Origin of the sequence: Spirosoma utsteinense (genome assembly GCF_014282275.1) — a bacterium.
Lineage (GTDB): Bacteria > Bacteroidota > Bacteroidia > Cytophagales > Spirosomataceae > Spirosoma > Spirosoma utsteinense.
In genome coordinates this window covers 1-13,452 of sequence record NZ_VFIA01000013.1, presented here as the reverse complement: position 1 = coordinate 13,452, position 13,452 = coordinate 1, and the positions used below count along the sequence as shown (strand labels likewise).

Here is a 13,452-nt window from a genome sequence, read left to right as displayed (position 1 = left end):
GTAATGGCATTCGCTTTTTTAGTACCGGCAAAACTTACTTCAGCTTTTCCATCGCCTGTTTCATGCCTGCAAACTGACGTTTCTTTTGCAGTACGGCAGGGGCCGCAACCCGTTCGCGGCAGTCGAAAATGCCGCAGCGTTCGCAGGCTTCGTTTACGACCCGGAACGGGACAGCGTTGGGAACATGGGTCAAAAACTTCATTTTACTCTTGAGGGCGTCGTTAACGGCGAAACACATCGACACGCTCATGTTCTGCTGAGTAGCTGCCTGAAACGGATGGGCAACCGAAATAATCAGATACTGGTGTCCCGAGTCGGCGTATTCGGAAAGCTGCGCCCGGCAGAGGGTGCCGTCGAACCCTTTGTTCTGTTGCAGGAACTGAAGTTCCTGTAATATGGTGAGCGCAATCCAACGGCGGCAGTAATGCTCATCGACCATACCGCGTGGCCCCTGCTGACGCGACAAGTGCATCTCCTTTGTCAGCTGAAAAGTGGTTTGTCCGGCGGTGTGATTGAACCGATAGAAGAACAACTGATCGATGCCGAAATAACTGGGCAGCACGTTGCTCAGCCGGTAAAAGAAACGCTCCGGGGTAGCCCCGAATTCGTGGATCAGTTCCAGAAACGCATCGTTGTTCCAGGTTTCCCGGGCGAACAGGTCCGTCAGTTTATCAACCAGCTTATCACGCCGGATCAGGATAGCCCCGGCAAAATAAGATGCTTTGTAATTGTTGAGGATCTGCTCGAACGAATCCGCTTCTACCCATGAATAGGTATAAGGCCGGCTTTTGAGGGACATGAACTGGAAACCTACCTCCCGTGCCAGAATAAATGCCCGCTGTTCTACCGACAGACCGGCGTTCAGGTGCAGCGTCTTCCTGGCAGGGCGGTAAACCGACCGTAGCGCCGTCAGTTCCGGTTGAGTCAACGGGTCGAACGACTCGATATGAACATCGTAGCGCGTCTTCAGCAGGTTGGTCAGCAGATTTTCATCGACAACTCCTCCCTGTACGGCAAACTCGCCCAGAAACCGGTCGGCATTCGCTTCGATATCCGGAAAATGGTTGTCATGCATTTCCTGATAGGACCGCAACATCGTCAGGTATAATCGCTCGACACTCATGTTATAGGTCAGGGCAATGTCCATAAACGTACGGAGCATGGCGCTAACTTTGGCGGGTGCCTCAACGAGTAGTTCGAGTAAATCCGAGGGGTCGATACCAAAAAGTTCGAGAGGGATCTCGGTCAGGAATTTAGAGCGTAAAAAGTCTGAAATAGGCTCTAGTTTCTTGCTCAGTTTTAAGGATACCAGCGAATCGTAATCGACCTGCATAGCATTAGCCAAAGCCGATATTTTATCGGCTTTGGGGTATTTGCGCCCTTTCTCAATCTCGGTAACGTAAGAAATGGACAAGCCCGATTGCTGGGCAAGTTCACTAACGGATAATCCTTTATCGAGTCGGAGCTGCCGAAGTTTCAACCCAAACAGCAAGCGAATATGATCGGCGGGTAAATTCAAATGACGTAGGGTTCTAGAACAGCGTACAGTTGACTAGTTCAAATTTAAATTCAGCGTTTCAGTCTAGTCATTTTCTTTGACGCCGAATAATACGTTTACCGGCTGGGAGCCCTTAACGACATACTGTATATTAGGCGTTGACTTCGCTGTTTTTTGGCTTGCGACCACGTGGTTTTCCTGTATAGGCAGGCTTGGGCGCTGTATCACCTAACTGTAATTCGTAGCCCGATACACCGTCCTCGTACGTAAACTCTTTAATAGTAAATGTATATTTAGTCGATGCGTAATCGATACCGCTTTTCTGCAGGATCAACGCGAGTGAAATCGTGTATCCTTTGGCTGCTTTCGTCATTTCAAATGAGTCCGACGAATTGTCGTCGGCAGCAACGATGTACAGGGATTTGATCTTACGCTTGCCTTCCTGAACGCCGATTTTGAAACGGGTTGTCTCAGGATTGATACTCAGCTGGCTTACTACTTTATCCGGAAATACTAACTTCCCGGCAGCAGACACATAGCCTGTGAGCGTCACTGATTTAGGCGTAACTTTCTTTTTCGTTTCACTGTTGTCTTCTGGAGAAAAAAAACGGAGTGCAGTTGCTTTCATTACCTTATTTCAATTTAATGTAAAAAACAGTGCAAAGCTAAACGATAAATTCTATCTTTTAATACAGATAAATTTCTAATTGAGCGTTTATCAATCAACTCTTTCAAAAATTTAGCGCCAAAATGCATTATATTTTATTCATTAATTAAATAGCCAATGCTATTAATGGCAACTTCACCCATTACCTGAGGTTTGAAATAATGAAACTTTCAGGGCATATTATTTATTCGGGTTGGGCTGAATAACTATATACAGCCCAACTTTCAGTAATAATAAAGCCGGATAAATTGGAATGTATTCCAATTTATCCGGCTTTATTATTACTACTCTTAATTACTATACTAATAGGCGAATTAAGCCAGTGTTTCTTCAACGGCTGTTTTTGCGTTATGATAAGCACCCTTGACCGAGTCGCTTACCGAGGCCAGTGCCTGGTTGGCTTTACGGTTGGCTTTTCCTGCTTTGTACCGATACCGGACCTTATCATACGTGCTGATAGGTAAATAGGCCGACCGGCTACGGGACAGGAGCAGTATGCCGCCAATGACGGCTACACCGACTGCTACGGCAATGGCTATGGTCTGCTTTTGCTGACGGTCGGCTTCTTCCTTCGGCGTCATGTCCCGGCGGGTTTGGGCCGCCAGTAGCGGATCGGGCAGGAGGTGCGAAATGGCTACCCGTGCTTTGTTCATCCAGCCAGCCACCACATGGTCCTTCCCGCTCATCAGAGCCTCGTAACCTTCCTTGGCTACTGCGGCTGGATCGGCTGTTTTATTAGGGTCAGCGCCTTTTACATCGGCGGCACCGGCGACTTTGAAGAAATTCGTGTTCGTGGCGCCCGGCATCAGTACCGTCACGGTTACGTTGGTACCTTTCAACTCATTCCGAATGCCTTCCGAAAACGATTTGATGAACGCTTTGCTCGCTCCATACACCGCCATCATCGGGTTGGGAATGACCGACACTTCCGAGCCAAGCATCAGGATTTTACCGTCGTTACGGCTCACCATGTCTTTGACGAATAGTTTGGTCAGGTGCATGAGCGCTACGGCGTTGACCTGCACCACATCCAGCTCTGTCTGTAGGTCGGTATCAGTGGCAAACTTTCCGTAGGTACCAAAACCGGCGTCGTTCACCAGCACGTCGATGACGAGTCCTTTTTCGGCCGTCTCCGCATAGATCTCGTCGGGCGCTTTGGGGTCCGAGAGGTCTTTGGAGAGAATCGTGGTCTGGGTACCATATTGGTTATAAAAATTACTGGCGTGCTGCTGCAATGTCTCTTCATCACGTCCGACGAGAACCAGACTGTAGCCGTCTTTGGCAAAAAGCCGGGTCAATTCACGGCCGATGCCACTGCTGGCTCCCGTAATCAGGACTGTTTTTCCATTAGGTTGCGTTTCCATAGTTGGGTTGTTAAGGTAAATGGCTGGGGTGAGTACCCCAGCTTAGGGTTTCAGAATCACTTTGGTGCAATCATCTTCTTTATTCTTGAAGATGTCGTAGGCCCGTGAAATTTCCGTTAGCGGGAGCACGTGCGATACGATGTCGTCAAGAACGACCTTCCCCTGCACGACCAGATCGAGCAGGTGGTCAATATTTTTGTGAACGAATGACTGTCCGTAACGAACCGTGAGGCCTTTATCGAAGATGCGGCCTACCGGGTAGTTGTCGAACGGCGTGCCGTACACACCCACCACCGACACGATACCGCCCCGGCGAACGGCCTGAAAACATTGTTCCAGCACACTGACCGTTCCTTTTTCGAGGTTGATAACGGCTTTGGCTTTGTCGAGAATAGTCCGGCTGGCTTCCATCCCCACGGCATCGACGCACAGATCGGCCCCGCGTCCTTCGGTCATGCTCCGAATGGCTTCGATGACATCCACTTCGTTCGGGTTCAGGGTTTCAACGTTATTGACCCGTCGCGCCCGCTCCAGGCGGTAGTTCACCGGGTCGATGGCAATAACGCGTCCGGCCCCCTGAATCCAGGCCGATTTCTGAGCCATAAGCCCTACAGGCCCGGAACCAAAAATGGCTACCGTTTCGCCCCCTTTCAACTCACCCCATTCAATGGAACTCCAGCCCGTTGGAAAAATGTCGGATAAAAACAGAACCTGTTCATCCTTGAGTTCTTCGGGTACGTGACGCAGACCATAGTCGGCAAAGGGTACCCGGACGTATTCGGCCTGCCCGCCGTTGTAGCCGCCGTATATATCCGAGTAACCAAACAGGCCACCTCCTTTCTCGGAAAGCAGGCCCCCATCCGGCCCGTAAAATTCGGGGTTGGAGTGCTCACAGTGCATCTCCAGGTGATGCTGGCAGAAATAGCAATTTCCGCAGGCAACGGTGAAGGGAACGACTACCCGGTCACCTTTCTTTAAATTGGTTACGCCTGAACCAACCTCTTCAACGATACCCATGAATTCGTGGCCGAGTACTTCGTTGCGTAGCTGGGGTAAAAAACCGTCATAAATATGAAGGTCAGAACCGCAAATGGCGGTGGAGGTGACGCGCAGGACAACATCCCGTGACTCCTCGATCTTGGGATCATCCATGGTTTCATACCGGATGTCGCCGACTTTGTGGAAGACTGCTGCTTTCATAATAACTTGAGTATATAAATACCGGTGAGGTGATCAACCGGCTACCGGGTGTAACGCGATGAAGCGGCCTTGGTTTATTAAACCAAGTTAGCGGACATATTTAGTAGGATAATAGGAGAGAGGCAACGGCAGGCCTCGAATCCGTTTAATCGGTAATTAAATCGGATTGCTGCTCAATTGGTAGTCAACACATCACGAACGTAGTCTTTATCCCATGTGGGTTCTCTTTTCATTGCTGGCCGCTCTGGCCACTTCGCTGGTGGTTACGCTTTCCAAAGCGGGTATCAAACAGGTCGATTCGACGGTGGCCTTTGCCATTCAATCGGTATGTATTCTGATTGTATCGTGGTCGGTTGTACTCAGGCAGGGGCGTCTGGGTGAACTGGCCACGATTGAACGGCGCGACTGGACGTTCCTGCTGATCGCGGGCGTTATCACCTGCATATCGTCGCTGCTCTCCTTTCATGCCCTGAAACTGGGTGCTGCCTCCCGTACATCGTCGCTGGATAAGGTATCGCTGGTGTTCACGATCATCCTGTCTGTCGTCTTTCTGAAGGAGAAAATAAACTGGCAGGTCATTGCGGGCGCTGCGCTGATGGCTATTGGCGCGATCGTGATCACGTTGGCCCGGAAATAGTCGGGATGCCATTCGGTATGGATTTAACCGGAACGTTACTCAGGCCGCGATGTGACGAATTCCAGGTCAGTTGGTCAAAATGCAAAAGGCTTACGGCTGGTTGCTAACAAAACAGGCAATTCAATGCATACGACCGAATTCGATAAGACAACTGTTCATTACACACGCTGGGTATTTCACCGAAAAATGCCTGCCTTTTTATCGGGTAGCTACATGCCTTTCGTCGTCGTTTCTATATACGAACGTAGCGGCCCTGCCTTTACGAAGCATTTATTTGTACATCTCAATTAATTCTTAGTTACGGTGGGTGCTGAAACCCGGTATTTTCTGAATGCCGGGTTTTTTGTGTCTGCCCGTCCCGGAACGGGTTCATTCCTTAAGGGGATACTGGCTTCGCAGGTGCACGATAACAGTGTTTATAGCTGCATCGAAGGCTGTGACCAACGACCCCTTTTTTTAGGACCAACCTACGACAAAGGCGCTCAACAGGCTGAGGTCAGGCCCGGCAGCGCCGGATTCAGGTCAGTAGATGTACAGGTGCTTCGGTATCTCGGGCGCACTGAACCGGGCCCGAATCCAGTGCAGGCAGGCCGCCCGGTTTGCTTCGGTATGGGTACGCAGCTGAACGGCTCCATACAATTGAGCAACTCCCGCGTCGGCCTTTGCATAGATGTCGCACGTCAGCACCAGCGGACAGTCGAGTATAGTCTGCCGGATGTGAGCCGGGTATACGTTGACACCCGCAATCTGGACGGCCCCGTCCAGCCGACCCAGCACCCGGATCTGCCTGGGTGATAGCTGCTCCAGCCGGTCGGGCAGGAGGTAGGTCGCGCCAGTGTCGCTGCGCGTGATCTGAGCGGGATTTTCGGCTGACAGGCTCAGGTATGGAAACAAGGTAAACGGCTGGTCCGGGTGGTGACGGTAGGCCAGTCCGCCCGTTTCAGACGATCCGTACACCTCTGTCAGGGGTATGCCCCTGTCGATGAGCCGGGTAAAGAGGCCGGGGGGCAGGGGAGCCGTTGAGGAAACGCCCCGGCAGGTCAGGACGCTGCCCGGCCGCAGGGACCGCTCCATGTATTCCCAGGTAAAGGGGGTTCCAATGATCAGCGTATCAGCGCCCGGATCGTATGGCGATACATCCGCCAGTAACCGCAGCGGGCACGCCCAGATGGCCGGTAAAAGAACCGTCCAGATAAGCCCGTATACATGCTGGGCGGGCACCGTGCTGACGATCAGGGCGGGGCGGGGGAGGAGTTTCGCCAGATAATGCGCTTCGCCCAGCAGCGACGCCATCGGGTGCTGTATGGCCCGGGCGGCTCCGCTGGTACCCGAGGTGCGGAAGGTCAGGCTGGTGTCGTCCTGCTGCCTCGCCCGCAGGATGCAGGCTGTCCAGTGCGCCAGGCTGGTATGGGCTAGCAGGTAGTTATCGTCGGTGGTGCCGAAAAGACCGAAAAATTCGTTCAGCGAAGCGGCCAGCGTCATCCGTTGCAGGGAGTTCAGGCCCAGGTCGTGGTGCAGGTCCAGGTCGGCCGGAACCGCTGAGCCGAGCCCGGCATGGGGCGTCTGGAGGATACCGCCTGCCGTGTCGAGGATAATGCGTTGAATGGTGGCGGTGGTCCAGATCATAACGGCTGGCGGATCTGGTCGGCTTTCAGGAGGAAATCGGTCACGTCATCGAAAAAAATCAGCAGGATTTCCGCGCCCAGTTTCTCGATCGTCAGGCTGAAAAAGCGTTCGATGGGTAGTGCGTTCATTTGGAATTCGATCCGGTAGGGTTCCTGATCGATGATCATCCCGGAATCTTTATCAAAGCGGGCGACGGCCTGCCCGACAGCCGGTAAAAAGCCGGTCAGCGTATCGAGCAGGTTATCGCCGGGTAGGCCCAGGTAAGCCGCCATGGGCATCATGAGTTGTAATGCCTTCGGGTTCACCTGAAGCAGCGTGCCCCGGAGATCGGTTTCAACCATGGCCAGCGGGGCGTGGTGCATGAACCGCATCAGTTTCTGAACCTGCTGTTGGGGGTCGGGTACCATCAGCTAAACGATTTGCGGTTGACCAGAAAATATTGATACTGGCTCTGCGTCGATTTAAGCAGCCGAAGCCGCACTTTGACCGGGTCACATACGTACGTCAGGATATAATCGAGTTCTTCGTCCAGATCGGGCTGTCCATAGCGGGCGGCCACCATCATATTATTGGCGCAGGGAGCAATTTGGGTAAAGTAATACTTGCCCACGGCGTAGCCCGTCGAAATGCCGGTGATGTGCGATTCCGATTTGCAGTAAGCAACGACGACGCCCTCGCGGCTCATACGTACAATGCCAAACGGGGCTTCATTGAGTTGTTCATTCGTTTGTTGCTCCAGCCAGTCGAGCAAGTTCGGGCTGGAAAAGGACGGGGTGGTTTGTAGGGTAGAGTGCTCCATCTTATTCGCGGTTGGTTTCATTATAGGGAGGGGTGGCAGGCAGAAACGGACAGGTCAGCGTTTGTCGAGGGGCAGGTATATCCGGAAGGTCGCTCCCTTGCCCGGCTCGCTGCTGGCGATAATCCCGCCGTTATGGTTTTGAACGACTTTGCGGCAGATGGACAGCCCAATGCCGGAACCCATATACTCTTTTTTGTTATGAAGCCGCTGGAAGACCTCAAAAATACGGTCAAGGTATTTCTCATCGAACCCAATGCCGTTGTCGGCCACCACTATCTCTGTATACTGGCGACTCGTGCCGCTGGTGGGCGAGATGATACCGGCGGGTAGGGCGGCAGCAGACAGCAGCCGGGCCGATACCCGGATATGGGGCGCTTCCCCCGGACGTCGGAATTTGAGTGCGTTGCCCAGCAGGTTGCCCAGCAGCAGTTCCAGCTGGGTGCGGTCCCCGGCCACTTCCGGCAGCTCACCGACTTCGATACAGGCACCGGTTTCCTCAATCGTCAGCGCCAGATCATCGAGCACCTGGGTTACCAGATCGGCCAGGGGCAGGCGATGGGACGGGGCCTGATGGGTGGGCAGCCGGGAGTAGGTGAGCAGGTCCTTGATCAGCATCGACATGCGTTCGGCGCTGGTCTGCATCCGCTTAATCAACTGCTGACCCGCTTCGTCGAGACTCGACTGATGGCTGGCTGCCAGTATACTGCCGAAGGACTGAATTTTGCGCAGGGGCTCCTGCAGATCATGGCTGGCGATGTAGGCGAACTGGCGGAGGTTCTCGTTGCTGCGCTTCAGGTCCAGATTCGCCATCTCCAGCGTCTGCTGCTGGTATTTTAGCTCCGATACATCCAGGAAGGTAAATAGAACCTGATCCAGATGGGGGATTAACGACGTCTGGAACCACCCCTTAATGCCGTCGCTGAAATAAGCCATGACCGATTTTTCGGGCTGCCCGGTCTGAGCAACCTGGCGAACCTGTTCAAAAAAAGCATGGCCTTCCGGACTTGGAAAGCGCAGCAGCATCCGGTGCCCGACCAGTTCATTTACGCTAAGCCCGGTCATGCGGACCTCCGCTTCGTTGACCAGTTCGATGGTGAAATCAATGATGGGTCCCGGCCCGTCACCCGTTGACGGCTCCCGAACCGGTTTATAGAGAATGACCCCGGCGGGCTGGGCGTTGAGCGTCAGCTGAAACAAATCGGCCTGCTGCTTCTGCATCAGCTGGGTCTGGTGCTGGTGGGTTACATCCATGTACGTCATCAACACCAAGTCGGCGGTCCCTTTATCGCCTACCGGGCTAAACTGGGCATCGTACCAGCCGCCCGGCGGGTCGGTATAGTCGGTGAAAAGCATGCGCTGGGTAAGTCCCGTCCGGAGGGTATCACGGAGGGCGGTTTCCAGCGGAGTACCCCTGAAACGCGGAAACGACGCCAGCAAATCATTACCCAGCAGGTCTTTGGCCGTGTGTCCCGTCACGTAGGTGTTGAGTAAGTTGCTCAGCCGGTATCGGAAGTCGGTCACGTTTCGCTCGGGCGTATCATCGCGGACGGCTTCCCACAGGACCAGACCCGCCGGTGTATTATCGGTAATCGACTGAAGCAACAGAGCCTGCTCCTGTAAACGCAGCTGCGCCTGTCTCTCGCTTGTTTTATCCGTTACCGTGAGCAGAATACCGTCGGTATGTTTAACGACCAGAAAGGAATACCAGCCCAACCCATTTCCCCAGTCTTTTTCCATTTCGTGCTGAAAGGGCGTGCCGGTATCCACGACAGCAACGTAGTGGGGCAGGAGCCCATCGGCGTGCAACTGGGGGAAAAAGGCCGGTAAAGTCTGGCCGATGATCTCCGCATCCGGGCGTCCTGTCCACTGGCGGCTGGTTTTATTCTGGAGGATGCACCGGAAGTCGGAAATCAGTCCTCCTGCCTCCCGTACGGACGCAAAGCCCAGGATGGCCTGCTTTGATCCATCGAGAAGAGAATGCAACAGCGCAGTTTGTTGCTGGCTTGTCTGAACGAGTTTGTGGTGGGCGGTGCTGTCGGTGTAGGTAAGCATGATCCCGCCCGGTACGGGGGTAATGTGAACATCCCGCCAGATATCGTATTCAGGATAGTAATGCTGGGTGGTATAGGGTTGCCCCGTCTGGTAAACGCGGGCATATTCCGCAAATAACCCATTGATGCCGGTAGCCGGGTAAACCTCCCATATCGTACGCTGCAACAGGTATTCCCGCGTGTATCCGCTCATCCGAAGCCCGGCCGGGTTGATCAGGATGAACCGGAAATCGGTAAGCTGGTCCTGCTCATCGTGGATGGCTTCCAGCACGGTGATCCCATGCAGGGCTGCGTTGAAAGCCTGCTCAAAGACCGTGACCAGCCGGGCAGCTGCGGCATTGGCTTTGTTGCGGGTGATGTCGTTGTAGGTCACCACGACACTGTCTTCCATCGGTACGGCCGACACATCGCACCAGCAGGAGCCGGGGCGGTCGGGGCGGGTGTATTCAAATTCGAAGTGGGACGACTGGCCGGTTTCTATGACCTGTTGGTAGCGGTCGAACAAATCGGTGTCGACCAGGTGTGGCAGCAGCTTGCCGATACGTTTACCTACGGCTTCGCTGGCTGAATACCCCATAAGTCGTTCGGCCGATGCGTTGAGCATGCGCAACTGTAGATCAATCAGGATTCCTTCCGGACTGCGCTCGGCCTGGTAAACGGTCACCGCCTGCTGGGATGCGTCCAGTATGCTTTGCAGAAGCGCGGGTGCCCGTTGAGCCATATAGTTGATCATAACATGGGATAGAGATAAAGGGTAGAAAAACGGTAGTCAGCACTCAAATCGGTCAGTTCCAGATGCCGGAAGCGGGTCTCCCCGCCGTCAACGGGTAAATATAGGTATTGGTTGAGAAACCCTGCCTACGTAAGCATATATACGGATTAAAATGGCTTTGGTAACCGGCAGTTATTCAGTCGGCTTTGGCTGTTACACCGGCGAGGGTAGGGGAAAATTTAGCTTCAAGACCTTATTCTAGAGGTTTAGTGGGTCTTTGGTCGCTCCACACCAGTGATGGGTGCTGGCCGGATTTCATGGGTAGGCCCTGAAGATCGCTTTCTGAAAAATGGAAATATACTCATTCTTATTGTCTGTCTCCCGGAAGTAGCTGAGCAGGCCAACCAACGCCACGGCCCAGACACAAAAAAAGCCACCCCGACTGGAGTGGCTGCGGCTACTGGCGACCCTATCACTTAGGACTGCCGGTAGCTATTCTGGGAGTTGGTGAAATGTCGTTCCAGCTGGTGTTTGAGTTTGCCCGTCACCGTGTTCAGCAGGGCATCCCAGTTTTCGCCATTGTCTTCAGCAAACATAATCGTGCCGGGAACACCGAAACTGATGCGCAGGGATTTAGAATCAGGTCCTCCGTGGGCTTCTTCGCGCAGGAACACGTCGGCCGTAATTACATCTCCGCTGTAATAGCGCCGTAATTTTACCAGTGCCTGGCCTACTCTGTCCCGGAAATCATCCTCAACGCTGATATTGACCGCATGAATGGTCAGGCTTACATCGTCCAATCCTTTCTGATCGCTCATTTGTCGTACCGTTAGGTTTATAAACACAAACTACTACTACCCGCCAGCGCGGAAGAAGTTAGCCGTGATGGTGTATAACTGAGTGTACGGATCGGTCGTGATGGGGGTTTATTCCGGCCCCCGCAACGGTAGCCAGCCAGGTAGCGGCCCGTTCGAACACGAGTTCGAGACCGTCGATTGAGAGGCTGTTTGAGTTAGCCCGTAGGGCTTACACAGCGTAGCGTCGGTAGCTAAATGGCCCCCGTTGAGCGGCCCGCGTGCCGTAGGTACGCAACAAGCTGACCGCTACGTGGCCAAAAAACCCCATCCTTCGCGCTATATTTGATAGGAGTAGGCCCAAAAAATAACAGGTGGCGATGGCAATGTTCTCAAAGCTGGAAAAGTTTGCCTTTTATAAATGGTTGCTCCCGATTGGGGTAGCAGGGGCCATGCTGACAGGATGTTCCGAGTACAACGAGCAATCGCTGCCCTGGCCCTACGTCAATCGATTCGATGTAAACGATCAGGGGTGGCGGGTCAACGTTATTCAGCCAGAAGTGGGTAGCGCTCCTGTTCACAGCAAGGCGGGCGGCAATCGGGACGGCTACATTTATGCCTTCGACCAGTTCACGACGTTCTGGTATTTCATTGCCTCCCAGGCCTTCGTCACAGAAGCCCGGAAAAGCTATAACCGGACCCTGCGCTTCGACCTGAAGCAGCTGGCGACCGATGCCCCGCTCGATGGGAATGACATCCTGCTGACGAATGGGATCGACACGCTTCGGTACAACACGAACCACCATCCCGGCACCACCTGGACGAGTTATTCCGTTCGGATGAATGAACTCAGCGGTTGGAAAAAAGGATCATCCCCGGCTACCAAAGCAGACATACAGACAGTATTGCAAAACCTCACCGACCTGCGCATACGCGGGGAATACCGGACAGGCGCGGACACCTGTGGTTTAGATAACGCAATGATTTACTAGGTGGGTGAATAAGCATGTAATGGTTGTTGCCTGTTAATCTTTGCCAAACAGAGTGGCCGATTGATTCATAACTTTGGCAACGGTGGGTGCTCAGCAAGTCGGTCTACTTAATGTACCTACTCAAGGTTCTATAAGAGGATTATTAAATTCACACCTTAAAAAATAATGTATTGTGAAAATGCTTTTAGCTTCAAATATTAGATATCGCGAACTCTTTGAAGAAGTTATGCCAGATGATGTAGAAACTATTTTAAAAGGTATACCATCAGAAAAGACGGTAATACCACATCTTTGTTATATTAACTTTTTGTTATACGTTTTAGGTAATGAAGCTGATCAGATTAAAATGTTAGACATGTTGTTGAAAAATCTAAAAATTAAAAAGCCAATAATTGAAAGACTTCTATCGTATGCAACTAACTATAAAAACGGATCTAGAATCATTCCCAAGGTATTTTCACAGATTACTACTTTTCGCTTTATTACATATGAATTAAATAATGAAAGAAAGGTAGAAAGTGAAAGTTTGCCTGAATTATGGGATCTGATAATATTGAAAGCATATGTATGGTTTGATCTTCAAACAGCGAATGATATTGCGCCTACTATGAATGCTAAATTGCCCGAGCAGTACAAAGAAATAGCATTCCAATGGTCGGCTTGGCCAATTTTAATAAGACAATATGAATTTTTTTATAGGACGGATGATGCATATAAATTTATAAAGATTCTACTAACTTTTAGGTATTTAATGTCGACCGAACTTGTATTGTATGTTGATAATTATATAATTAAAAAAGGATTTAGTTCTTTCGAAGATTTGGTTTATAGTTACATGGATCTCCAGAGATGGATGACAAGAGTCAATAAGCATATGCCCTTTATAAAGTCTGATCATCATGAGCCCATTTTAGATTTACTTTCCTTAGATAAGGATAAATTTAGAGTTGATGTAAGCAAACAAAAAGATGTAATTCATATTAGAGAGAAGCCTTTATATAATACTAATTCAAAATCATAAAGACGCATTCAGAATGTAGGGAAAGCAAGTCAACTCGATGACTGTCTGCCGACCCGTGAATAACGCTTCAAGAACAGCCCGCAAACGTTGC

At 51.8% G+C, this 13,452-nt stretch carries 12 protein-coding genes; 3 read left to right on the top strand and 9 right to left on the bottom strand.

The genetic code is table 11. The annotated features are described in order from the left end of the window. Positions 1–34: 34 nt before the first annotated feature. The 4 genes from FH603_RS12125 to FH603_RS12110 all read right to left on the bottom strand — a co-directional run bounded on the left by FH603_RS12125 (position 35) and on the right by FH603_RS12110 (position 4,729). Complete coding sequence (locus FH603_RS12125) at positions 35–1,519, bottom strand: helix-turn-helix domain-containing protein (protein ID WP_186737787.1); 1,485 nt, start codon at positions 1,517–1,519, stop codon at positions 35–37. Between the two features lie 130 nt (positions 1,520–1,649). After that, positions 1,650–2,126 (bottom strand): hypothetical protein, encoded by a 477-nt coding sequence (locus FH603_RS12120; RefSeq protein ID WP_186737786.1) that lies wholly within the window; start codon positions 2,124–2,126, stop codon positions 1,650–1,652. A 353-nt stretch (positions 2,127–2,479) separates the two neighbouring features. Next, complete coding sequence (locus FH603_RS12115) at positions 2,480–3,529, bottom strand: SDR family NAD(P)-dependent oxidoreductase (protein ID WP_186737785.1); 1,050 nt, start codon at positions 3,527–3,529, stop codon at positions 2,480–2,482. A gap of 42 nt (positions 3,530–3,571) precedes the next feature. Then, positions 3,572–4,729 carry a zinc-dependent alcohol dehydrogenase gene (locus FH603_RS12110; protein ID WP_186737784.1) on the bottom strand — a complete coding sequence of 386 codons (1,158 nt, stop codon included), beginning with the start codon at positions 4,727–4,729 and terminating at the stop codon, positions 3,572–3,574. 214 nt (positions 4,730–4,943) lie between these two features. On the opposite strand from FH603_RS12110, the gene FH603_RS12105 reads away from it, so the two are divergent. Further along, positions 4,944–5,366: an EamA family transporter gene (locus FH603_RS12105; protein ID WP_186737783.1), complete on the top strand. Its 423-nt coding sequence runs from the start codon at positions 4,944–4,946 to the stop codon at positions 5,364–5,366. A 522-nt stretch (positions 5,367–5,888) separates the two neighbouring features. On the opposite strand, the gene FH603_RS12100 is transcribed toward FH603_RS12105, so the two are convergent. The 5 genes from FH603_RS12100 to FH603_RS12080 form a co-directional block, all read right to left on the bottom strand. Further along, positions 5,889–6,992 (bottom strand): AMP-binding protein, encoded by a 1,104-nt coding sequence (locus FH603_RS12100; RefSeq protein WP_186737782.1) that lies wholly within the window; start codon positions 6,990–6,992, stop codon positions 5,889–5,891. After that, positions 6,989–7,399, bottom strand: a complete 411-nt coding sequence (locus tag FH603_RS12095; RefSeq protein WP_186737781.1) for a hypothetical protein — start codon at positions 7,397–7,399, stop codon at positions 6,989–6,991. The genes FH603_RS12100 and FH603_RS12095 overlap by 4 nt, the downstream gene beginning before the upstream one ends. Further along, a complete protein-coding gene (locus tag FH603_RS12090) occupies positions 7,399–7,812 on the bottom strand; it encodes a photoactive yellow protein (RefSeq protein WP_235985383.1) in 414 nt (137 codons plus the stop codon). The genes FH603_RS12095 and FH603_RS12090 overlap by 1 nt, the downstream gene beginning before the upstream one ends. 33 nt (positions 7,813–7,845) lie before the next feature. Then, complete coding sequence (locus tag FH603_RS12085; RefSeq protein ID WP_186737780.1) at positions 7,846–10,575, bottom strand: PAS domain-containing protein; 2,730 nt, start codon at positions 10,573–10,575, stop codon at positions 7,846–7,848. Between the two features lie 455 nt (positions 10,576–11,030). Further along, complete coding sequence (locus FH603_RS12080) at positions 11,031–11,372, bottom strand: HPF/RaiA family ribosome-associated protein (protein ID WP_186737779.1); 342 nt, start codon at positions 11,370–11,372, stop codon at positions 11,031–11,033. Positions 11,373–11,728: 356 nt separating this feature from the next. Here FH603_RS12080 and FH603_RS12075 point away from each other — a divergent pair, with 356 nt between their 5' ends. Next, the gene (locus FH603_RS12075) at positions 11,729–12,340 is read left to right on the top strand and encodes a laminin B domain-containing protein (protein ID WP_235985382.1); all 612 of its coding nucleotides are present in this window, start codon (positions 11,729–11,731) and stop codon (positions 12,338–12,340) included. 172 nt (positions 12,341–12,512) lie between these two features. Further along, on the top strand, positions 12,513–13,361 hold the full coding sequence (locus FH603_RS12070) for a hypothetical protein (protein ID WP_186737778.1): 849 nt from the start codon (positions 12,513–12,515) through the stop codon (positions 13,359–13,361). The last annotated feature ends 91 nt before the right edge of the window (positions 13,362–13,452 follow it).